Origin of the sequence: Ramlibacter sp. (assembly GCF_035627355.1) — a bacterium.
Classification (GTDB): Bacteria; Pseudomonadota; Gammaproteobacteria; order Burkholderiales; family Burkholderiaceae_C; genus Ramlibacter.
The window spans coordinates 1-21,702 of record NZ_DASPLW010000044.1; the positions used below are offsets into that span (position 1 = coordinate 1).

General features: G+C 69.7%; 23 protein-coding genes and 1 pseudogene. 20 read left to right on the forward strand and 4 right to left on the reverse strand.

The genetic code is table 11. From position 1 onward, the window contains the following. From VEC03_RS11410 to VEC03_RS11430, 5 genes and pseudogenes are all read left to right on the forward strand, one after another. A pseudogene (locus VEC03_RS11410) lies at nucleotides 1–369 on the forward strand (NAD(P)(+) transhydrogenase (Re/Si-specific) subunit alpha); the annotation flags it as partial. Continuing rightward, complete coding sequence (locus VEC03_RS11415; RefSeq protein WP_324915402.1) at nucleotides 369–683, forward strand: NAD(P) transhydrogenase subunit alpha; 315 nt, start codon at nucleotides 369–371, stop codon at nucleotides 681–683. The pseudogene VEC03_RS11410 and the gene VEC03_RS11415, both read left to right, overlap by 1 nt. Then, nucleotides 680–2,104, forward strand: coding sequence for an NAD(P)(+) transhydrogenase (Re/Si-specific) subunit beta (locus VEC03_RS11420; protein WP_324915301.1), 1,425 nt, complete (start codon nucleotides 680–682; stop codon nucleotides 2,102–2,104). The genes VEC03_RS11415 and VEC03_RS11420 overlap by 4 nt, the downstream gene beginning before the upstream one ends. A gap of 103 nt (nucleotides 2,105–2,207) precedes the next feature. Beyond that, a complete protein-coding gene (locus VEC03_RS11425) occupies nucleotides 2,208–3,884 on the forward strand; it encodes a long-chain-fatty-acid--CoA ligase (protein WP_324915302.1) in 1,677 nt (558 codons plus the stop codon). A gap of 58 nt (nucleotides 3,885–3,942) precedes the next feature. After that, nucleotides 3,943–4,635, forward strand: coding sequence for a 5'-methylthioadenosine/adenosylhomocysteine nucleosidase (locus VEC03_RS11430; protein ID WP_324915303.1), 693 nt, complete (start codon nucleotides 3,943–3,945; stop codon nucleotides 4,633–4,635). Nucleotides 4,636–4,652: 17 nt separating this feature from the next. Here VEC03_RS11430 and corA read toward each other — a convergent pair whose 3' ends face one another. From corA to VEC03_RS11445, 3 genes are all read right to left on the reverse strand, one after another. Further along, a complete protein-coding gene (gene corA / locus VEC03_RS11435; RefSeq protein ID WP_324915305.1) occupies nucleotides 4,653–5,642 on the reverse strand; it encodes a magnesium/cobalt transporter CorA in 990 nt (329 codons plus the stop codon). A 133-nt stretch (nucleotides 5,643–5,775) separates the two neighbouring features. Continuing rightward, nucleotides 5,776–6,972 (reverse strand): patatin-like phospholipase family protein, encoded by a 1,197-nt coding sequence (locus tag VEC03_RS11440; protein WP_324915306.1) that lies wholly within the window; start codon nucleotides 6,970–6,972, stop codon nucleotides 5,776–5,778. Between the two features lie 60 nt (nucleotides 6,973–7,032). Then, nucleotides 7,033–7,641, reverse strand: a complete 609-nt coding sequence (locus VEC03_RS11445) for an isochorismatase family cysteine hydrolase (RefSeq protein WP_324915308.1) — start codon at nucleotides 7,639–7,641, stop codon at nucleotides 7,033–7,035. Nucleotides 7,642–7,800: 159 nt separating this feature from the next. Between VEC03_RS11445 and VEC03_RS11450 the strand changes: the two genes are divergently transcribed. The 5 genes from VEC03_RS11450 (at nucleotide 7,801) to hprK (ending at nucleotide 10,326) form a co-directional block, all read left to right on the forward strand. Continuing rightward, nucleotides 7,801–7,989, forward strand: coding sequence for a hypothetical protein (locus tag VEC03_RS11450; protein WP_324915309.1), 189 nt, complete (start codon nucleotides 7,801–7,803; stop codon nucleotides 7,987–7,989). 21 nt (nucleotides 7,990–8,010) lie between these two features. Further along, nucleotides 8,011–8,190, forward strand: a complete 180-nt coding sequence (locus VEC03_RS11455; RefSeq protein ID WP_324915310.1) for a hypothetical protein — start codon at nucleotides 8,011–8,013, stop codon at nucleotides 8,188–8,190. A gap of 222 nt (nucleotides 8,191–8,412) precedes the next feature. Further along, the gene (gene hpf / locus VEC03_RS11460) at nucleotides 8,413–8,742 is read left to right on the forward strand and encodes a ribosome hibernation-promoting factor, HPF/YfiA family (protein WP_324915311.1); all 330 of its coding nucleotides are present in this window, start codon (nucleotides 8,413–8,415) and stop codon (nucleotides 8,740–8,742) included. A gap of 145 nt (nucleotides 8,743–8,887) precedes the next feature. Beyond that, a complete protein-coding gene (locus VEC03_RS11465) occupies nucleotides 8,888–9,355 on the forward strand; it encodes a PTS sugar transporter subunit IIA (RefSeq protein WP_324915313.1) in 468 nt (155 codons plus the stop codon). A 20-nt stretch (nucleotides 9,356–9,375) separates the two neighbouring features. Beyond that, nucleotides 9,376–10,326, forward strand: coding sequence for an HPr(Ser) kinase/phosphatase (gene hprK, locus VEC03_RS11470; protein ID WP_324915314.1), 951 nt, complete (start codon nucleotides 9,376–9,378; stop codon nucleotides 10,324–10,326). Between the two features lie 33 nt (nucleotides 10,327–10,359). Here hprK and fur read toward each other — a convergent pair whose 3' ends face one another. Next, nucleotides 10,360–10,797 (reverse strand): ferric iron uptake transcriptional regulator, encoded by a 438-nt coding sequence (gene fur / locus VEC03_RS11475; RefSeq protein WP_324915316.1) that lies wholly within the window; start codon nucleotides 10,795–10,797, stop codon nucleotides 10,360–10,362. A 72-nt stretch (nucleotides 10,798–10,869) separates the two neighbouring features. On the opposite strand from fur, the gene VEC03_RS11480 reads away from it, so the two are divergent. From VEC03_RS11480 to gshA, 10 genes are all read left to right on the forward strand, one after another. After that, nucleotides 10,870–11,415, forward strand: a complete 546-nt coding sequence (locus VEC03_RS11480; RefSeq protein WP_324915317.1) for an outer membrane protein assembly factor BamE — start codon at nucleotides 10,870–10,872, stop codon at nucleotides 11,413–11,415. 5 nt (nucleotides 11,416–11,420) lie between these two features. Beyond that, on the forward strand, nucleotides 11,421–12,245 hold the full coding sequence (gene dapB / locus VEC03_RS11485) for a 4-hydroxy-tetrahydrodipicolinate reductase (protein WP_324915318.1): 825 nt from the start codon (nucleotides 11,421–11,423) through the stop codon (nucleotides 12,243–12,245). A 40-nt stretch (nucleotides 12,246–12,285) separates the two neighbouring features. Continuing rightward, a complete protein-coding gene (locus VEC03_RS11490) occupies nucleotides 12,286–12,939 on the forward strand; it encodes a MotA/TolQ/ExbB proton channel family protein (protein WP_324915320.1) in 654 nt (217 codons plus the stop codon). Continuing rightward, nucleotides 12,939–13,352, forward strand: coding sequence for a biopolymer transporter ExbD (locus VEC03_RS11495; protein ID WP_324915321.1), 414 nt, complete (start codon nucleotides 12,939–12,941; stop codon nucleotides 13,350–13,352). The genes VEC03_RS11490 and VEC03_RS11495 overlap by 1 nt, the downstream gene beginning before the upstream one ends. Before the next feature lie 11 nt (nucleotides 13,353–13,363). After that, on the forward strand, nucleotides 13,364–16,003 hold the full coding sequence (gene leuS, locus VEC03_RS11500) for a leucine--tRNA ligase (protein ID WP_324915323.1): 2,640 nt from the start codon (nucleotides 13,364–13,366) through the stop codon (nucleotides 16,001–16,003). Next, nucleotides 16,003–16,494 carry an LPS assembly lipoprotein LptE gene (gene lptE, locus VEC03_RS11505; RefSeq protein WP_324915324.1) on the forward strand — a complete coding sequence of 164 codons (492 nt, stop codon included), beginning with the start codon at nucleotides 16,003–16,005 and terminating at the stop codon, nucleotides 16,492–16,494. Before leuS ends, lptE begins: the two co-directional genes overlap by 1 nt. A 113-nt stretch (nucleotides 16,495–16,607) precedes the next feature. Next, nucleotides 16,608–17,846, forward strand: coding sequence for an ornithine--oxo-acid transaminase (gene rocD, locus VEC03_RS11510; protein WP_324915325.1), 1,239 nt, complete (start codon nucleotides 16,608–16,610; stop codon nucleotides 17,844–17,846). Between the two features lie 31 nt (nucleotides 17,847–17,877). Further along, on the forward strand, nucleotides 17,878–18,954 hold the full coding sequence (holA, locus tag VEC03_RS11515; RefSeq protein WP_324915327.1) for a DNA polymerase III subunit delta: 1,077 nt from the start codon (nucleotides 17,878–17,880) through the stop codon (nucleotides 18,952–18,954). A gap of 49 nt (nucleotides 18,955–19,003) precedes the next feature. Beyond that, nucleotides 19,004–20,287 carry a glutamate-5-semialdehyde dehydrogenase gene (locus VEC03_RS11520; protein WP_324915329.1) on the forward strand — a complete coding sequence of 428 codons (1,284 nt, stop codon included), beginning with the start codon at nucleotides 19,004–19,006 and terminating at the stop codon, nucleotides 20,285–20,287. 94 nt (nucleotides 20,288–20,381) lie between these two features. Next, nucleotides 20,382–21,677, forward strand: coding sequence for a glutamate--cysteine ligase (gshA, locus tag VEC03_RS11525; protein WP_324915330.1), 1,296 nt, complete (start codon nucleotides 20,382–20,384; stop codon nucleotides 21,675–21,677). Nucleotides 21,678–21,702 lie beyond the last annotated feature (25 nt).

Consider the following 21,702-nt stretch of genomic DNA (forward strand, 5'->3'; position numbering starts at 1 on the left):
GCGCAGGCCGACGTGGTGATCACCACCGCGCTGATCCCGGGCCGACCGGCGCCGGTGCTGGTGACCGAGGAGATGGTGAAGTCCATGAAGCCGGGCTCGGTGATCGTCGACCTGGCGGCGCCGCAGGGCGGCAACTGCCCGCTGACCGAGCCGGGCCGCACCGTGGCCAGGCACGGCGTCACCCTGGTGGGCGAGACCAACCTGCCGGCGCTGGTGGCGGCGGACGCGTCCTCGCTCTACGCACGCAACGTGCTGGACTTCCTCAAGCTGATCGTCAACAAGGAAGGCCAGTTGAACATCGACCTGGAAGACGACATCGTGGCCGCGTGCCTGGTGGCCAGGGGCGGCGAAGTGAAGAGGAAGGCCTGATCATGGAAGTCTCACACACCATCACCAACCTCATCATCTTCGTGCTGGCCATCTACGTGGGCTACCACGTGGTGTGGACCGTCACCCCGGCGCTGCACACGCCGCTGATGGCCGTGACCAACGCCATCTCGGCGATCGTGATCGTGGGCGCCATGCTGGCGGCGGCGCAGACCGAGACCTGGGCCGGGCGGGCCATGGGCGTGCTGGCGGTGGCGCTGGCGGCGGTGAACATCTTCGGCGGCTTCCTGGTCACCCGGCGCATGCTGGAGATGTTCAGGAAGAAGGAGAAGAAGACCCCGGGGGCAGCCCAATGAGCATGAACCTCGTCACGCTGCTGTACCTGGCGGCATCGGTCTGCTTCATCCAGGCGCTCAAGGGGCTGTCGCATCCCACCACCTCGATCCGCGGCAACGTGTTCGGCATGGTGGGCATGGCGATCGCCGCGGTCACCACCGCCGCGCTGATCGCGGAGCTGGCCGGCACCAGCCGCGGCCTGGCCTGGGTGCTGGTCGGGCTGGTGGTCGGCGGCGCCTACGGTGCCTGGCGCGCCAAGACGGTCGAGATGACCAAGATGCCGGAGCTGGTGGCCTTCTTCCACAGCATGATCGGCCTGGCGGCGGTGTTCATCGCGGTGGCCGCGGTGCTGGAGCCTTCGGCGCTGCTGAACGGGCTGCCCAAGGGCGAGCCTATCCCCACCGGCAACCGGCTGGAGCTGTTCCTGGGCGCCGCGATCGGCGCCATCACCTTCTCCGGTTCGGTGATCGCCTTCGGCAAGCTGTCGGGCACCTACAAGTTCCGCCTGTTCCAGGGCGCGCCGGTGGTGTTCGGCGGCCAGCACCTGCTCAACCTGGTGCTGGGGCTGGTGACCATCGCGCTGGGGCTGGTGTTCACCTTCAGCGGCAACTGGGTGGCCTTCTTCACGATGCTGGCGCTGGCCTTCGTGATGGGCGTGCTGATCATCATCCCGATCGGCGGCGCCGACATGCCGGTGGTGGTGTCCATGCTCAACTCGTACTCGGGCTGGGCGGCCGCGGGCATCGGCTTCTCGCTGAACAACTCCATGCTGATCATCGCCGGCTCGCTGGTGGGCAGCTCGGGCGCGATCCTGAGCTACATCATGTGCAAGGCGATGAACCGCTCGTTCTTCAACGTGATCCTGGGCGGCTTCGGCGGCGAGGCGGGCCAGGGCGCTGCCGGCGCCGCGGTGCAGCGATCGGTCAAGAGCGGCAGCGCCGACGATGCCGCCTTCGTGCTGTCCAACGCCGAGACGGTGGTGATCGTGCCCGGCTACGGGCTGGCGGTGGCGCGCGCGCAGCACGCGGTCAAGGAACTGGCGCAGAAGCTCACCGAGAAGGGCATCACCGTCAAGTACGCGATCCACCCGGTGGCCGGGCGCATGCCGGGCCACATGAACGTGCTGCTGGCCGAGGCCGAGGTGCCCTACGACCAGGTGTTCGAGATGGAGGACATCAACGGTGAGTTCGGCCAGGCCGACGTGGCCATCGTGCTGGGCGCCAACGACGTGGTGAACCCCGCCGCGCTGCAGAAGGGCAGCCCGATCTACGGCATGCCGATCCTGGAGGCCTACAAGGCCAAGACCGTGATCGTGAACAAGCGCTCGATGGCCGCGGGCTACGCCGGCCTGGACAACGAGCTGTTCTACATGGACAAGACCATGATGGTGTTCGGCGACGCCAAGAAGGTGGTCGAGGAGATGGGCAAGGCGATCGAATGAACGCCTGTCGCCTGCGCGAATAGGGTTAATACACGAACCAGCCGGCACGCCCCGCGACACAATCCGCGGGGTTTTTTCCATCGAGGACGCGGAGACGAAAACCATGAGCACCCAACACCCCTGGCTTAGCGCCTACCCCGCCGGCGTGCCGGCCGAGATCGACGCCTCGCAGTACCGTTCGCTGGTGCAGTTGATGGAGGAGAGTTTCCGCAAGAACGCGGACCGCGCCGCCTACAGCTTCATGGGCAAGGAGGTGACGTTCCGGGAGACCGACTCCCTGAGCCAGGCCTTTGCCGCCTACCTCCAGAGCCTGGGCCTGGCCAAGGGCGACCGGGTCGCGATCATGATGCCCAACGTGCCGCAGTACCCGGTGGCCGTGGCCGGCATCCTGCGCGCCGGCATGGTGGTGGTGAACGTCAACCCGCTGTACACGCCGCGCGAGCTGGAGCACCAGCTCAAGGACTCGGGCGCCAAGGCCATCGTCATCATCGAGAACTTCGCCAACACGCTGCAGCAGTGCATTTCGGCCACGCCGGTCAAGCACGTGGTGCTGGCGGCCATGGGCGACCGGCTCGGCCTGCTCAAGGGCGCGCTGGTCAACTACGTGGTGCGCAACGTCAAGAAGATGGTGCCCACCTACAACCTGCCCGGCGCGGTGCGCTTCAACGACGCCATCGCGCAGGGCACGCGCGCCACGCTCAAGCCGGTGGACATCCAGCCCGACGACGTCGCGGTGCTGCAGTACACCGGGGGCACCACGGGCGTGTCCAAGGGCGCGGTGCTGCTGCATCGCAACGTGATCGCCAACGTGCTGCAGTCGGAGGCCTGGAACGCGCCCGTGATGGGCAAGGTGCCGGCCGGCGAGCAGCCCACCAGCGTTTGCGCGCTACCGCTGTACCACATCTTCGCCTTCACGGTGGGGATGATGCTGGGCATGCGCACCGGCGGGAAGCTGATCCTGATCCCCAATCCGCGCGACCTGCCGGCCGTGCTGAAGGAGCTGTCCAAGCACAAGTTCCACAGCTTCCCCGCGGTCAACACGCTGTTCAACGGCCTGGCCAACCACCCCGACTTCGACAAGGTCGACTGGAGCAACCTGAAGGTGTCGGTGGGCGGCGGCATGGCGGTGCAGGGCGCGGTGGCCAGGAAATGGCTGGAGAAGACCGGCTGCCCGGTGTGCGAGGGCTACGGCCTGTCGGAGACTTCGCCCTCGGCCAGCTGCAACCCGGTGACCAGCACCGAGTTCACCGGCACCATCGGCGTGCCGCTGCCGTCGACCGAGATGAAGTGCCTGGACGACAACGGCGCCGAGGTGCCGGTGGGCCAGCCGGGCGAGATCGCGATCAAGGGTCCGCAGGTGATGGCCGGCTACTGGCAGCGCCCGGACGAGACCGCCAAGGTCATGACGCCCGACGGCTTCTTCAAGAGCGGCGACATCGGGATCATGGACGAGCGCGGCTACTTCAAGATCGTGGACCGCAAGAAGGACATGGTGCTGGTGTCCGGCTTCAACGTGTACCCGAACGAGGTCGAGGACGTGGTGGCCGGCATGCCGGGCGTGCTGGAGTGCGCGGTCGTCGGCGTGCCCGACGAGAAGACCGGCGAGGCCGTCAAGCTGGTGATCGTGAAGAAGGATCCGGGCCTGACCGAGCAGCAGGTGCGCGAGTTCTGCAAGGCCAACCTGACCGGCTACAAGCAGCCCCGGGTGATCGAGTTCCGCACCGAGCTGCCCAAGACGCCGGTCGGCAAGATCCTGCGCCGCGAACTGCGGGACAAGTGACATCGCTCGCGTAGCGCGAGGTATCCCCGCGAAAGCGGGGATCCAGGACCTGGCAGCCATGCCCATCGCCATCGTCTCCGCCATGCACGAGGAGCTGGCCGCCGTGCTGGACCTCATGCCGGACGAGAGCCGGCAATCCGCCGCCGGCCGCGAGTTCTGGGTCGGCCACCTGCACGGGCGCGAGGTGGTGGCGGTGCTCTCGCGCATCGGCAAGGTGGCGGCGGCGACCACGGCGGCGGTGCTGGTCGAGCGCTTCGGCGTCGAGGCGATCGTCTTCACCGGGGTCGCGGGCGGGCTGGCCCCCGGCGTGCAGGTCGGTGACGTGGTGGTGGCCGAGCGCTTCCTGCAGCATGACCTGGATGCGTCGCCGATCTTTCCGCGCTACGAGGTGCCGCTGTACGGCGCCAGTGAGTTCCGCACCGACCCGGCATTGACCGATCGCCTGGCCTCGGCAGTCGCGCGGGCCCTGCCGGCGGCGCGGCTGCATCGCGGCCTGGTGGCCAGCGGCGACCGCTTCGTCTCCACCACGGCCGAGAGCCGCGCGCTCCAGGCTGCGCTGCCCCAGGCCCTGGCGGTGGAGATGGAGGGCGCGGCCGTCGCGCAGGTCTGCCACGATTTCGGCATCCCGTTCGCCGCCGTGCGCACCATCTCCGATCGCGCGGACGACCAGGCCCACACGGATTTCGCCCGCTTCGTGCGCGAGGTCGCCAGCCCGCATTCGGCCGCGATCGTGCAGGCGCTGCTGGCCTGAGCCGGCCGCCGCGCGACCTAGAAGCTCAGCCAGCCCCGCCTGCGGAAGTACCACATGGGCACCAGCGCGCTGGCGGCCATCAGGGCGAGCGCGAACGGGTAGCCGGCCCGCCACTGGAACTCGGGCATGAACTGGAAGTTCATGCCGTAGACGCTGGCCACCAGCGTCGGCGGCAGCAGGGCGACGCTGGCCACCGAGAAGATCTTGATGATCCGGTTCTGGTTGATGTTGATGAAGCCGACGGTGGCGTCCATCAGGAAGTTGATCTTGTCGAACAGGAAGGCCGTGTGGTTGTCCAGTGACTCGATGTCGCGCAGGATCTGCCGCGCCTCCTCGAACTGCCCGGCCGACAGCATGCGGCTGCGCATCATGAAGCTGACCGCGCGCCGGGTGTCCATCACGTTGCGGCGGATGCGCCCGTTCAGGTCCTCCTGGCGGGCGATCTCGCCTAGCACCTCGCCGGCCAGGGCGTCGGTCACTTCGTCGGACAGCACCTGCTTGCTGACCTTCTCCAGTTCGTCGTAGATGCCTTCCAGCGCGTCGGCCGAGTACTCGGCATCGCCGTCGAACAGCCGCAGCAGCACGTCCTTGGCGTCCTCGATCAACCCGGGCGAGCGGCGCGCGCGCAGCCGCAGCAGCCGGAACACCGGGACGTCCTCGTCGTGGATGGAGAACAGCACGCCCCGGCTCCTCAGCGACTCGTTCATCTGGTTCAGGATGAACGCGACCCGCACCGAGCCCGGCTCCTCGTCGTCGGCGATCAGGAAGTCGCTGCGGATGTGCAGCTCGCCGTTGTCTTCCTCGTAGAAGCGGGCCGACTCCTCGATGTCCTCGTCCATCGCGTCCTCGGGGATGGACAGGCCGTAGTACTGCTTGACCCAGCGCTTTTCCTCCGGCGTGGGCGACTCCAGGTCGACCCAGATCGGCTGGAAGCGGGAGAGCTCCTCCAGCGACTCGATCTCCTCCTGGAAGAGTCGGCCGTTGGCGAGCGTGAAGATGTTGAGCATGGCTCTGCTTCCGTGAGGGGTTCTTCTCGGGGCGTTGCGTGCAGGGTGCTTTCAACGCCGCTCACGGACGTTGAAAGCTACCGACTGGGGTAGGTTTCCAAGGAGCGATCTCCGGCGAGTGGAAGACGCGCGATTATGCCGTCCGCCGGTCCAGGAAGGCGAGCAGTTGTGGCTTGCGCGCATACGCGTCCTGCTCGCCGAGCGCGATCAGCGCGCGCACGAAGGCCGGCTCGAACAGCAGGTAGCTGGCCAGTGCGCCGCCGCCCTTGCCGGCGCCCAGGCCGCCGAGCGCCCGCCGCACGGCAGCCGGCAGCAGGTGCGCATGGTCCTGGGCGATGGCGTCCAGCGACTGCGACGGCTGGATCGCCAGCACCTCGGTCGCCCGGTAGGGCAGCACCGCCGCCACTTCGCGCGGCAGCTGCTGCAGGGTGCGGGTGACGCGCTGGGCCTGCTCCACGTCCGCCTGCAGGGTGTCGTGGAACACGCTGGCCATGGCGTGGCCGGCGATCGCGCCCAGCCCCGGCTCGCCGTTGCCGCCGCTGCCGGCCAGCCCGGCGCGCTCGGGCTGGCCCACGCCGACCACCAGGATGCGGTGGGCGCCCAGGTGCATGGCCGGCGACAGCGGCGACATCTGCCGCATCGAGCCGTCGCCGAAGTACTCGCGCCGCCCGTCCACCCACAGCGGGGTGGCCGGGAACAGGAAGGGGATGGCGCTGGACGCCATCAGGTGCTCGATGGTCAGCGGCTGGAACTCGGCCCGCCGGCCGGGGCGGTCCCAGGCGGCGTGTGGCTTCTGGCCGGCCGTGTGGCAGAAGGTCCAGTGCACGCCGGTGCTGTAGCTGGAGGCCGTGACCGCCACCGCGTCGACCGCGCCGGCGGCCAGCGAGGCCTCGATGCCGGCCAGCGAGATCGCCCGGTGCAGGGTGTCGACCAGGGGCATGGTGTCCAGGATCGCGCCGGCCCGGCGCGCCTGGCCCCACAGGCGCACCGCCGTGACCAGGCGGCTGAAGCGCACCCAGGCCGGCACCTGCAGGTCGTAGACGTCGGCGCTGCGCAGCCGCCCCCAGAACGCGGACAGCGCGTCGAAGGCATCCAGCCCCTGGGATGCGGCGCTCGCCAGGTAGGCGACGTTGAGCGCCCCGGCCGAGGTGCCCACCAGCACCTTGAACGGGAAGGCGCCAGCCTGCGGCTGCAGCCGCAGCATGGACGCGATCGCCTGCAGCACGCCGACCTGGTAGGCGGTGCGCGCGCCCCCGCCCATCAGCACCAGGGCGTGCAGCGGGTGGTCCGGCCGCACCAGGCCGGAATAGATGACAGTCCCCAGGCTCATGCGCCGCTCTTCCCCGCTCCTTGCAGCGATGGTAGAGCAGCGCGCCGAGCGCCGCGGACCTCAGGGCTTTGGCGGCGGCGCCGGCGGGCCCTTGTCGGAAGGCCGCACGTCGCACTTGAGGACCGATTCCATGTAGGCCAGTGCGGCGGCCTTGGCCTTCTCGTCCTCGGCGGCAGTGCAGTCGGCGGGCACCCAGGTGCGGAACTCGCGCAGGAAGGCGTCGGCGGCCGTGAGCTGCACGCACATGTCGGTGGCCAGGCCGCAGATCACCAGCTCGCGGGTGTCCATCTCGGCCAGCAGCAACTCCAGCGGGGAGCCGTAGAAGGCCGAGTGCCGCGGCTTGAGGATGGTGATGTCGTCGGCCTGCGGAAAGAGCACGCGGGCGATCTCGCCCGCTTCGCCATCGCGCGCGAGACAGCCGGCCACCTGGCTGTGGAAGTCCGATTGCCACACGCCGTAGTTGTCGTTGGCATAGATGGTGGTCACGCCCTCGCTGTGCAGCCGCTGCTTCAGGGCCGCCGTTGCCCGGGCCGCCGCCAGCGCCGGTGCGGCCAGCTGCGAGGAGCCGGGAAAGTCCAGCGGGGTGATGAAGTCGACCAGCAGCAGGACGCGCGGGCTGCTGGGCAGCCGCGTCGCACGCACGCCGGTGCCGCGGATCCGGTGGGGCATGGCCGCGATTCTGCTCAGCCCCTCGGGAGCAGCCTGACGTCCAAACAGTGGCTCGTCGGCAGGAACCGTCCTACAGCCCTGCCACGACCTGTCCGACAGATCCGATGAGGTCGTCCCCCTACAGTCAAGCCATCCCCAGGTGGACCAGGAGCAGTGCCCATGATCCAGCTCGCCAACGACCCGAATGCCAGCCGTGCCGGCTGGCGCCCCGCACGCGACGAGAAGGCGATGGCGACGCAGGCACGGCGCGTGCGTCCCGGCCACCCCTGGCCCTTCCTGAGCCCGCAGGCCCCCCGGCCCGCGATCCAGGAAGGCAGCAAACCGATCCGCAATGACAGCGGAAGTTGAGTGCCGCAAGGAGGCTGTGTCATGCTGACCGAATCCAAGACGCCCCACAAATTCGCCGAGACGCCGCGCGACAAGCCGCAGAGCGACCGCATCGAACACGCCAACCTGGAACGCCGTCCGGGCGCCCAGGCCCATCCGAGCTTCGGCGGCTCGGGCTGGGCCCGCTACGTGGACCGCGACACCCGCTGGCACTGGCGCTGACGCCCCCTGGCGGGCGACGCAAGGGCGGCCTTTGGGCCGCCCTTTTTCATTGCGTGGGCGGGGGGCAGCGTGGGCCTTGTCTTTTTTGTTTCGGATTGACCTGCAACAGTTGCTTTTGGCAGGGGTGGCGGGCATAGTGGTTCGCAAGCGCTTCGAACTCTTCCCTGGGTCTGCCGGGTGTCGTGGCAGGCCCTCCCACCGAGCGAACCAGGAGGCTCCAGCATGAACCTGACGATCAGCGGTCACCATCTCGAAGTCACCCCCGCCCTGCGAAGCTACGTGACCACCAAGCTCGATCGCATCACTCGCCACTTCGACCAGGTGGTGAACATCAAGGTACTCCTCACCATCGAGAAGCAGAAGGAAAAGGAACGGCGCCAGCGCGCCGAGTGCCACATCCACGTCAAGGGCAACAGCCTGTTCGCCGAGAGTGCGCACGAGGACCTGTACGCGGCGCTGGATGAGCTGGTCGACAAGCTCGACCGGCAGGTGGGTCGGCACAAGACCCGGCTGCAGGACCACCACCACCCCGCGCCGAAGCGCGTGATGTGATCCAGGCGGCGCAGCCAACCGAATGCAGGGGCCCCTCGGGGCCCCTTGTTTTTTCCGGCACGCCGGCGTTGTTTTGCCGCCGCGCCAGGCCGGGCTTGCCGCCCGGGTGCCACAGTGACGACGTGCATAATCGCCCATCCCGACCATGAACCGCCTCGCAGCCATCCTGCCCGCCGCCCAGGTTCTCGTGGGCGTCGACGCAACCAGCAAGAAGCGTGCATTCGAGGAAGCCGGCCTGCTCTTCGAGAACCTGCACGGCCTGTCGCGCGCGCTCATCACCGACAGCCTGTTCGCGCGCGAACGGCTGGGCTCCACCGGGCTCGGGCACGGGGTGGCGATCCCGCACGGCCGCATCAAGGGCCTGAAGTCGCCGATGGCGGCGCTGTTCCAGCTGGCCCACCCGATCGGCTTCGACGCGCCGGACGAGCTGCCGGTCAGCCTGCTGATCTTCCTGCTGGTGCCGGAGGCTGCGACCCAGAAGCACCTGGAGATCCTGTCCGAGATCGCCGAGCTGCTGTCCGACGCGCCGCTGCGCGAGAAGATCAAGGCGAGCGCCACCACGGCCGAGCTGCACGGCCTGATCGCCAACTGGCAGTCGGCGCAGCCGGCCTAGCCCGCGCCCGCCACAAGCGCGTGAAGCCCACCGTCGTCAGCGCCGACGTCCTGTTCGAGGACCATCGCGCGCAGCTCAAGTGGGAATGGATTGCGGGGCTGGGCGCCTCCGAGCGGCGCTTCGACGAAATCGCGGTGCGGGCCGCCCGCTCCGGCGCCGACCTGGTCGGCTACCTCAACTACATCCACCCGTACCGGGTGCAGATCCTGGGCGAGCGCGAGATCGCCTACCTCACCAACAAGACCGAGGAGGACTGCGCCCGCCGCATCGCCCGCATCGTGACGCTGGAGCCGCCGGTGCTGGTGCTGACCGACGGCCAGTCGCCGCCCGACGCGCTGCTGCAGATGTGCGAGCGGGCGCAGATCCCGATGTTCGCCACCGGCGAGGCCTCGGCCTTCGTGATCGACGTGCTGCGCGCCTACCTGTCGCGCCACTTCGCCGAGCGCACCACCATGCACGGCGTGTTCATGGACATCCTGGGCGTGGGCGTGCTGATCACCGGCGAGAGCGGCCTGGGCAAGAGCGAGCTGGGGCTGGAACTGATCACCCGCGGCAATGGCCTGGTGGCCGACGACGCGGTCGACCTGTACCGGGTCAACCAGACCACCATCGAGGGCCGCTGCCCCGAGCTGCTGCAGAACCTGCTGGAGGTGCGCGGCATCGGCCTGCTGGATATCCGCGCCATCTTTGGCGAGACCGCCGTGCGGCGCAAGATGCGGCTGCGCCTGATCGTGCACCTGGTGCGGCGCGAGACGCTGGAGCGCGACTACGAGCGCCTGCCCTACGAGCCGCTGGTGCAGGACGTGCTCGGCGTGCCGGTGCGCAAGGCGGTGATCCAGGTGGTGGCCGGCCGCAACATCGCCGTGCTGGTGGAGGCGGCGGTGCGCAACACCATCCTGCAGCTGCGCGGCGTCGACACCTACCAGGAGTTCGTCGAGCGCCACCGGCGCGCGATGGAGAAGGATGGCTGAGCCGCGGGGCGCGGCCTGGCGTCGCCCGGTCCGCTAGGCCCTGCCTTTGGGCCGGTGCGGGCAGTCGGCCTTGGTGCAGCGCGCATACAGGCTCAGGGCGTGGTCCTCGATGTGGAAGCCCTTGGCCTTGGCCACCGCCTGCTGGCGCTTCTCGATCTCGGGGTCGTAGAACTCCTCGACCCGGCCGCAGTCCAGGCACACCAGGTGGTCGTGGTGCGTGCCCTCGTTCAGCTCGTACACCGCCTTGCCGCTCTCGAAGTGGCTGCGCGAGAGGATGCCGGCCTGCTCGAACTGGGTGAGCACGCGGTAGACGGTGGCCAGCCCGATGTCCGAGCGCTCGTCCAGCAGCACCCGGAACACGTCCTCGGCGGTCATGTGCCGCTGCGCGCCGCGCTGGAACACGTCCAGGATCTTCAGCCGCGGAAGCGTGGCCTTCAACCCCGTGTTTTTCAGTTCGTCGATGTTCGTCATGGGTGCCGCGCGGCAGGGCCGCGGAGGGCCTGCCGCTACAATCGTTCGATCATAGCCTCTGCCCCCGGATCCATGCCTGTTCCGCCCTCCCGTTCCCTCCGGTCCAGCCTGGTGGTCGCGGCCTGCGCGGCGCTGGCAGCCTGCGGCACCGTCGATGGCGTGAGCCACACGATCGCGAGCGCCGTCACGCCCTACAAGGTCGAGGTGGTGCAGGGCAATTTCGTCTCCAAGGAGCAGGTGGACCAGCTCAAGCCGGGCATGAGCCGCCAGCAGGCGCGCGAACTGCTCGGCACGCCCCTGGTGACCAGCCTGTTCCGCGAGGACCGCTGGGACTACGTGTTCACGCTGCGCCGCAAGGGCGTGGAGGAACAGGCGCGCCGCCTGACGCTCTGGTTCCGCGGCGACGCGCTGGACCGTTTCGAGGGCGATCCCATGCCCAGCGAAGCCGAGTTCGTCGCCACCATAGGCGCCAAGCCGCGCGAGGCGCGCACTCCGGTGCTGGAAGCCTCGCCGGAGCAACTGGCCCGCGCCACCAGCAAGCCGGCCGCGGCACCGGCCGCACCCGCTCCGGCCACGCCGCCCACGAGCTACCCGCCGCTCGAACCCGCCGGGCGCTGACCAGCATGTCCACCGATTCCGGCGCTGCCATGCACCAGGTCGCCGTCGCGGGGGCCACCGGGCGGATGGGCCAGATGCTGATCGAGGCGATCCGCGCCTGCGACGACTGCCGGCTGGCCGGCGCCATGGACCAGCCGTCCAGCCCGGCGATCGGCAACGACGCGGCCGCCTTCCTCGGCGTCGCCAGCGGCGTGCCGGTGGTGGCGGACGTGCGGGCCGGCCTCGCCCATGCGCAGGTGCTGATCGACTTCACCCGCCCCGAGGGCACCATGGCCCACCTGGCCGCCTGCCGCGAGCTCGGCGTCAAGGCCGTCATCGGCACCACCGGCTTTTCGGAGGCGCAGAAGCAGCAGATCGAGGCCTATGCGCGCGACATCGCCATCGTGATGGCGCCGAACATGAGCGTCGGGGTCAACGTCACGCTCAAGCTGCTGGAGATGGCCGCCAAGGCGCTGGCCACCGGCTACGACATCGAGGTGATCGAGGCGCACCACCGGCACAAGGTCGACGCGCCTTCGGGCACGGCCCTGAAGATGGGCGAGGTGATCGCCGCCGCCCTCGGGCGCGACCTGAAGCAGTGCGCCGTGTACGCGCGCGAGGGCGTCACCGGCGAGCGCGACGCGTCCACCATCGGCTTCTCCACCATCCGCGGCGGCGACATCGTGGGCGACCACACCGTGCTGTTCGCCGGCACCGGCGAGCGCATCGAGATCACGCACAAGTCGTCCAGCCGCGCCACCTACGCCCAGGGCAGCCTGCGGGCGGTACGCTTCCTGGCCGGCCGCAGCAGCGGCCTGTACGACATGTTCGACGTGCTGGGCCTGAGGTGATTCCGGCGCCCGCGGGCGCGCGCGACAGGGGAGGGAAGCGATGGACATTGCGCAGCTGTTGGGCCAGACCGACGCGATCGGCCGCGCCGTCGCGCTGTTGCTGCTGCTGATGTCGGTGGCCAGCTGGGTGGTGATCCTGTGGAAGGCCTGGCTGCTGCGCCGCGCGGGGGCCGACGTGGCCCGCGCCACCGCCGCCTTCTGGCAGGCGCCCTCGCTCGACGAAGCGCAGCAGCGGGTATCCGCCTTCGACCGCGAAGGGCTGGTGCTGCCGCTGATCGCCTCCACCCGGGCGCAGGCGCCGGGGTCGCTGGCGGCCGCCGGCGACCGCGCCCAGCAGCTCACGCGCGGCCTGCGCGATGCCCTGCACGGCGTGCTGGACAAGCTCCAGTTCGGCCAGGTGCTGCTGGCCTCGGTCGGTTCCACCGCGCCCTTCGTCGGCCTGCTGGGCACCGTCTGGGGCATCTACCACGCGCTCACCGGCATCGCCTCCTCGGGCCAGATCAGCGTCGACAAGGTGGCCGGCCCGGTCGGCGAGGCGCTGATCATGACGGCCGCCGGCCTGGCCGTCGCCATTCCCGCCGTGCTCGGCTTCAACGTGTTCGGCCGCCGCATCGGCCGCATCGAAGCCGACCTCGAGGGGTTCGCGCGCGACCTGCGCGAGCTGGCGGTCCAGCCGGCGCCGGAGCAGCCCTGATGGCCTTCGGCCGGCTCGAGCGCAGCGAAGCCCCGCGCCCGATCAGCGACATCAACGTCACGCCGATGGTGGACGTGATGCTGGTGCTGGTGGTCATCCTGATCATCACCGCGCCGCTGATGGCCAGCTCGCTGCGGCTGGACCTGCCCCGCGCCGAAGCGGCCCGGCCGACCGACGCGCCGCGCTTCGTCACCGTGGGCATCGACCCCGAAGGAAAGCTGTTCCTGGACGACAAGCCGGTGAGTTCCGACCAGTTGGCGCAGGGCCTGGCCCAGGCGGCCACCCGCAGCCGCGACACCGAGGTGCAGCTGCGCGCCGATCGCACCGTGCCCTACGGCAAGGTCGTGGAGGTCATGGGCGCGGCCCAGAAAGCGGGCCTGAACCGCATCGGCTTCGTCGCCGAGCCTCAATAGAATTCCGCATCATGCAAGACAAGTACAACCATCGCGAGGTCGAGCAGGCCGCGCAGGCGCAATGGACCGAGCGCGACGCCTATCGCGTGGTCGAGGACGCGCGCAGGAAGAAGTTCTACGCCTGCTCCATGCTGCCCTATCCCAGCGGCAAGCTGCACATGGGGCACGTGCGCAACTACACGATCAACGACATGTTGACCCGGTACCTGCGCATGAACGGCTACAACGTGCTGATGCCCATGGGGTGGGACGCGTTCGGCCTGCCGGCCGAGAACGCCGCGCTGAAGAACGGCGTGCCGCCGGCCAGGTGGACCTACGACAACATCGCCTACATGAAGGGCCAGATGCAGGCCATGGGCCTGGCCATCGACTGGTCGCGCGAGGTCGCCACCTGCGATCCGTCCTACTACAAGTGGAACCAGTGGCTGTTCCTGAAGATGCTGGAGAAGGGCATCGCCTACCGCAAGACCCAGGTGGTGAACTGGGACCCGGTCGACCAGACGGTGCTGGCCAACGAGCAGGTGATCGACGGCAAGGGCTGGCGCACCGGCGCGGTGGTGGAAAAGCGCGAGATCCCCGGCTACTACCTGAAGATCACCGACTACGCGGCCGAGCTGCTGGACCACGTGCAGAACAAGCTGCCGGGCTGGCCCGAGCGCGTCAAGCTGATGCAGGAGAACTGGATCGGCCGCAGCGAGGGCGTGCGCTTCGCCTTCCCGCACGAGATCCGCGGTGACGACGGCCAGTTGATCGGCGACGGCCGCATGTACGTGTTCACCACCCGCGCCGACACCATCATGGGCGTCACCTTCTGCGCGGTGGCGCCCGAGCACCCGCTGGCCACGCACGCCGCGCGCGGCAACCCGAAGCTGGCTGCCTTCATCGAGGCCTGCAAGAAGGGCGGCACCACCGAGGCCGAGCTGGCACTGCGCGAGAAGGAGGGCATGCCCACGGGGCTGCAGGTCGTGCACCCGCTCACCGGCAAACCGGTCGACGTCTGGGTCGGCAACTATGTGCTGATGGGCTATGGCGACGGCGCCGTCATGGGCGTGCCCGGCCACGACGAGCGCGACTTCGCCTTCGCCCTGAAGTACGGCCTGCCGATCCTGCAGGTGGTGCACGTGGATGGCGAGACCTACGACTACCACCGCTGGCAGGACTGGTACGCCGACAAGGAGCGCGGCGTCACCGTCAACTCCGACAACTTCAGCGGCTACGGCTACCAGCAGGCGGTCGACGCGGTGGCGCATGCGCTGGCGCAGCTGGGCCTGGGCGAGAAGAAGACCACCTGGCGCCTGCGCGACTGGGGCATCAGCCGCCAGCGCTACTGGGGCACGCCGATCCCCATCATCCACTGCGACGAGCACGGCGCCGTGCCGGTGCCCGAGAAGGACCTGCCGGTGGTGCTGCCGCAGGACTGCGTGCCCGACGGCAGCGGCAACCCGCTGAACAGGCGCGAGGACTTCCTGAAGTGCCAGTGCCCCGTGTGCGGCAAGCCGGCGCGGCGCGAGACCGACACCATGGACACCTTCGTGGACTCGTCCTGGTACTTCATGCGCTACTGCGACCCGAAGAACGAGCAGGCCATGGTGGCCGACGGCACGCAGTACTGGATGCCGATGGACCAGTACATCGGCGGCATCGAGCACGCCATCCTGCACCTGCTGTACGCGCGCTTCTGGACCAAGGTGATGCGCGACCTCGGCCTGGTGAAGATCGACGAGCCGTTCACCAGGCTGCTGACCCAGGGCATGGTGCTGAACGAGGCGTTCTCGCGCACCACCACCGGCAAGCAGTACTTCTGGGCGCACGAACTGGACATCGTGCGCGACGAGCACGCCAAGGTGATCTCCGCCACCGCCAAGGCCGACGGCCAGCCGGTGGTGTACGAGGGCTGGACCACCATGTCCAAGTCCAAGAACAACGGCGTCGACCCGCAGGACCTGATCGAGAAGTACGGCGCCGACACCGCGCGCCTGTACACCATGTTCACCGCGCCGCCCGAGGCCACGCTGGAGTGGAACGACGCCGCGCTGGAGGGCAGCCACCGCTTCCTGCGCCGGGTCTGGCAATACGGCCACAAGCTGGCGAGCGCCGGCTCGGTGGCGGGCCACCTGCAGCAACTGGGCGCCGCCGCCGGCTTCGGCAAGGCGGCCAAGGCATTGCGGCGCGAAGTGCACACCGTGCTCAAGCAGGTGGACTACGACTACGTCCGCATGCAATACAACACGGTGGTTTCCGGCGCGATGAAGATCCTCAACGCGCTGGAGGACTTCCGCGCGGCCGGGGAGGAGGGCGCCGGCGCCGCCCAGGCCGAGGGCTTCGGCATCCTGCTGCGCGTGCTCTATCCCGCCACGCCGCACGTGACGCACGCGCTCTGGGGCGAGCTGGGCTATGTGGCCTTGCACGGCGACCTGCTGGACGCGCCCTGGCCAAGGATGGACGAGCAGGCACTGGAGCAGGACGAGATCGAACTGGTGCTGCAGGTCAACGGCAAGCTGCGCGGCTCGGTGGCCGTGCCCGCGGGCGCCAGCCGGGAGGAGATCGAGCGGCTGGCGCTCGCCAGCGAGGCCTTCGCCAGGTTCGGCGGCGGTGCGACCCCGAAGAAGGTGGTCGTGGTGGCCGGCCGGCTGGTCAACGTGGTGGTCTGATGCAACGGCGCCTGCTGCTCGCCGCCGGGGCCCTCGCGCTGTCCGCCTGCGGCTTCAAGCTGCGCGAGGCGCCGGACTTCGCGTTCGATTCGATCGCCATCTCGGGCTCGAACTCCGGCCTGGCGGCCCAGCTGCGCCGCACCATGTCCGCCGGCGGCGACCTGCAGGTGCTTCCGGCCGATGCACCGGCCGGCCAGGCCCAGGTGGTGCTGGACCTGCTGCGCGAGCACCAGGAGAAGGTGGTGGTCGGCCTGAACGCCAGCGGCCAGGTGCGCGAGTTCCAGCTGCGCTCCATCCTGGGCTTCCGGCTGCGCACGCCGCAGGGGCGCGTGCTGATCCCGCCGACCGAGCTGGTGCAGGAGCGCGACGTCAGCTTCAACGAGTCGGCGGTGCTGGCCAAGGAGTCCGAGGAAGGCCTGCTCTACCGCGACATGCAGAACGACCTGGTCCAGCAGCTGATGCGCCGGCTGGCGGCGGTCAAGAGCCTGTAGGCCCGCGTCGGGCAAGCCTGCGCCGCGCGACGCGGCTTTCTCCGACGCCGCGGCGGCGCCCAGGCGCCTACAGTGGCTCAGCGAGGGCCGTTCGGGCCCCAGGGAGAGCCGCGATGGACAGCCAGGCAGGACCCGGCAGCGGCGACTACGTCGCCCTGGAAGCGCGCCACGGCGCGCGCAACTACCAGCCGGTGCCGGTGGTGGTGGACCGGGCCCTGGATTGCCTGGTCTGGGACGTGGAAGGCCGCGAGTACATCGACATGATGGGCGCGTACTCCGCCGTCAGCCACGGCCACCTGCATCCGCGGCTGGTGGCGGCCGCGCGGGCCCAGCTCGAACGGGTGGCCGTCACCTCGCGCGCCTACTACGGCACCACGCTCGGCCCCTTCCTGGCCCGGCTGTGCTCGCTGGCCGGGTTCGAGCGGGCGCTGCCGATGAACACCGGCGCCGAGGCGGTGGAGACCGCGATCAAGTGCGCCCGGCGCTGGGGCTATCGCGTCAAGGGCATCCCGGACGGCCAGGCGGTGATCTTGGTGGCACGCGGCAACTTCCATGGCCGCACCAGCACCATCGTGGGCTTTTCCAGCGAGCCCTCGTACCGCGACGGCTTCGGCCCGTTCGCGCCCGGCTTCCGCCACTTCGACTTCGGCGACATGGCCAGCGTGCGGGCCGCGGCCGGGCCGGACACCTGCGCCGTGCTGGTCGAGCCGATCCAGGGCGAGGCCGGGGTGATCGTGCCGCCGCCCGGCTTCTTCCGCGAGCTGCGCGAGTGGTGCACGCGCGAGCGCGTGCTGCTGATCGACGACGAGGTGCAGGCCGGGCTCGGCCGCACCGGCCGCTGGTTCGCCTTCGAGCACGAGGGCATGCGCCCCGACGCCCTGGTGCTGGGCAAGGCGCTGGGGGGCGGGCTGCTGCCGGTCAGCGCCTTCCTGGCCGACGAGCCGGTGATGGGCGTGTTCGATCCGGGCAGCCACGGCTCCACCTTCGGCGGCAATGCGCTGGCGGCGGCGGTCGCGCTGGAAGGCCTGCGCGTGCTGCAGGAGGAGCGGCTGGTCGAGCGCGCGGCCGAGCTGGGTCCCTACCTGATGGGGCGCCTGAAGGACGTGCAGCGGGCGGCACGTCCGCTGATCCGGGACGTGCGCGGGCGCGGGCTGTGGGTCGGCGTGGACATCGATCCGGCGCAGGGCAGCGCGCGCCGGCTGGTCGAGCAGCTGGCGCAGCGCGGGGTGCTGTCCAAGGAGACGCACGAGACCGTGATCCGGTTCGCCCCGCCGCTGACCATCACGCCGGCCCTGATCGACCGGGCGGTGGACATCTTCCGCCAGGTGGCCCTGCAGGCGATCCGGCGCTGAGCGCCCGGCGGGGGTCCTACACTTGCGCCCCATGCAAGTGGCCGCCGCCCAACTCGCCGCGCACCTGGGCAAGGGTTTGCGGCCCCTGTACACCCTGCACGGCGACGAGCCGCTGCTGGTGCAGGAGGCGGCCGATGCCATCCGCGAAGCCGCGCGCGCGGCCGGCTACACCGAGCGCAGCGTCCACACCGTGGCCGGCGCGCACTTCGACTGGAGCGCGGTGCTGGCGGCGGGCGGCTCGCTCAGCCTGTTCGCCGACCGGCAGGTGGTCGAGATCCGCATTCCTTCCGGCAAGCCAGGCAAGGACGGCAGCACCGCCCTGCAGCAGCTGGCGGAGCAGGCTCCGGGCAACGAGGGCACGCTGACCCTGGTGCTGCTGCCCCGGCTCGATTTCCAGTCCCGCAAGTCGGCCTGGTTCGCCGCGCTCGAAGGCCACGGCGTGTTGGTCGAACTGCAGCCGGTGGAACGCGCCGCGCTGCCGCAGTGGATCGCCCAGCGGCTGGCCCGGCAGGGGCAGCGGGTGAAGCCCGGCGAGGAGGGCCAGCGCACGCTGCAGTTCTTCGCCGACCGGGTCGAGGGCAACCTGCTGGCGGCGCACCAGGAGATCCAGAAGCTGGGCCTGCTGTACCCGGCGGGCGAACTGGGGTTCGAGCAGGTCGAAGGCGCCGTGCTGAACGTGGCGCGCTACGACGTCTTCAAGCTGTCGGAGGCCGCGCTGGCGGGCCAGCTGGCGCGGGTGCAGCGCATGCTCGACGGCTTGCGGGCCGAAGGCGAGGCCGAGGTGCTGGTGCACTACACGCTGGCCGAGGACATCCGCGCGCTGAAGCGGGTCAAGGATGCGATGGCGGCCGGCCGCCCGCTGCCGTTGGCCCTGCGGGAGCAGCGGGTCTGGGGCGTGAAGGAGCGGCTGTTCGAGCGGGTGCTGCCGCGGCTGTCCCCGCTGGCGCTGGACAACCTGCTGAATGCGGCGCATGCCGTCGATGGCATCGTCAAGGGCCTGAAGGTGCCGGGCTGGCCCACCGACGGCTGGCAGGCGCTGCACCGGCTGGCGACCGGCCTCTGCCTGGCGGTTTCCGCCTCCCCCGGCGCGGGCGGCAAGGGCGGTTGAGCGATCCCGCCCGGCGGCCGCCGGCGGGACGGGAGGGGATAATTCAGGCATGAACGCCCCGAACGTCGCCGAGACCATGCAGACGCTGGGCCTGCAGGCCCGGCAGGCGGCCACCCGCATGTCGGCCGCGCCCGCCGCGGCCCGCAACGCCGCCCTGCGCGCGCTGGCCCGTAGGCTGCGTGCCTCGGTGGAGGCCCTCGCCACCGACAACCGCAAGGACATCGAGCGCGCCCAGGCGGCCGGCTTGGCTACCCCCATGGTCGACCGGCTCAAGCTCACGCCCAGGATCCTCGAGACCCTGGCCGAGGGCTGCGAGCAACTGGCCGCGATGCCGGACATCGTCGGCGAGATCAGCGGAATGACCGAGCAGCCCAGCGGCATCCGGGTCGGCCGCATGCGCGTGCCGCTCGGGGTGTTCGGCATGGTGTTCGAGAGCCGGCCCAACGTCACCATCGAGGCGGCCAGCCTGTCGATCAAGAGCGGCAACGCCTGCATCCTGCGCGGCGGCTCGGAGGCGATCGAATCGAACAAGGCGCTGGCCCGGCTGGTGCGCGAGGCGCTGGCCGAAGCCGGCCTGCCCGAGGACGCGGTGCAGCTGGTGCAGACCACCGACCGGGAAGCGGTCGGGCAGCTGATCGCCATGCCGCAGTACGTGGACGTGATCATCCCGCGCGGCGGCAAGGGCCTGATCGAGCGCATCAGCCGCGAGGCCAAGGTGCCGGTGATCAAGCACCTGGACGGCAACTGCCACACCTACGTCGACGACCCCTGCGACCTGGACATGGCCGTGCGGCTGGTCGACAACGCCAAGACCCAGAAGTACAGCCCCTGCAATGCGAGCGAGGGCCTGCTGGTCGCGCGCGGGGTCGCCGCCGCCTTCCTGCCGAAGATCGCGGCCGTGTTCGCTGCCAAGGGCGTCGAGATGCGCTGCGACCCGCAGGCCAAGGCGATCCTGGCCGAGGCGGCGGCGCCCGAACTGCTCAAGGACGCCACCGAGCAGGACTGGTACGAGGAATACCTGGCGCCCATCATCAGCATCAAGGTGGTGGCGGGCCTGGACGAGGCGATCGCCCACATCAACCACTACGGCAGCCACCACACCGACGCCATCGTCACCCGCGACCACGTGCACGCCCAGCGCTTCCTGCGCGAGGTGGACTCGGCCAGCGTGATGGTCAATGCGAGCACCCGCTTCGCCGATGGTTTCGAGTACGGCCTGGGTGCGGAAATCGGCATCAGCACCGACAAGCTCCACGCCCGCGGCCCGGTGGGCATCGAAGGACTCACTTCGCTGAAGTGGGTGGTGCTCGGGCAGGGCGAAACCCGCGCCTGAGCGCACGGATGGGCGGCCCTTGCAAGCCGGTGGCCCGGCCTCAAATCCCTAGAATCCTGTCAACCACTCGCGGCGCCCAGCGGCGGCAAGCTCCATGGTTCCCCACCTCGTCACCGCCCTGACCGGGCCGATCAACGAACTCGAGCAGCGGGTGCTCGAGTCGATGCCCGCCATCGAGCGCTGGTTCCGGCTGGAGTGGATGGAGCACACCCCGCCGTTCTACACCTCGGTGGACCTGCGCAACGCCGGCTTCAAGCTGGCGCCGGTGGACACCAACCTGTTCCCGGGCGGCTGGAACAACCTCACCCCCGAGATGCTGCCGCTGGCGGTGCAGTCGGCCATGGCGGCCATTGAGAAGATCTGCCCGGAAGCCAAGAACCTGCTCGTGATCCCGGAGAACCACTCGCGCAACACCTTCTACCTGGCCAACGTGCTGCAACTGCAGCGCATTTTCCACATGGCCGGCCTGAACGTGCGCATCGGCTCGATCAGCCCGGAGATCAAGGAAGCGACCACCATCCGGCTGCCGACCGGCGAATCCATCCTGCTGGAGCCGGTGGTGCGCAGCAAGGGCCGGCTGGGGCTGAAGGACTTCGATCCCTGCACCATCCTGCTCAACAACGACCTGTCGGCCGGCCCGCCCGGCATCCTGGAGGACCTGCACCAGCAGTACCTGCTGCCGCCGCTGCACGCGGGCTGGTCGGTGCGGCGCAAGAGCCGCCACTTCCAGAGCTACGAGGAGGTCGCCAAACGCTTCGGCAAGATGCTGGGCATAGACCCCTGGCTGGTGAACCCGATGTTCAACCGCTGCGGCGAGATCAACTTCGCCGAGGGCGCGGGCATGGACTGCCTGACCACCAACGTCGATGCGCTGCTCACCCGCATCCGCCGCAAGTACAAGGAATACGGCATCAACGAGAAGCCGTTCGTGATCGTCAAGGCGGACAACGGCACCTACGGCATGGGCATCATGACGGTGCGCGACGTCAAGGACCTGGAGCAGCTCAACCGCCGCACGCGCAACAAGATGGGCGTGGTCAAGGACGGCCGGCCGGTGCAGGACGTGATCATCCAGGAGGGCGTGCAGACCTACGAGCGCATCCAGGACGCCGTCGCCGAACCGGTGGTCTACCTGATGGACCGCTACGTGGTCGGCGGCTTCTACCGGGTGCATCCCGAGCGCGGCATCGACGAGAACCTGAACGCCCCCGGTGCGGGCTTCGTGCCGCTGGCGTTCGCCGAGAGTACGCGCTTGCCTCAGCCGGGCGAGAAGCCGGGTGCCAGCGCACCCAACCGCTTCTACATGTACGGCGTGATCGGCCGCCTGGCCATGCTGGCGGCCAGCTACGAGCTGGAGGCCACCGACCCCGAGGCCGAGGTCTACGACTGAGGCCCGGGCCTGAGTTGTTGCGCTG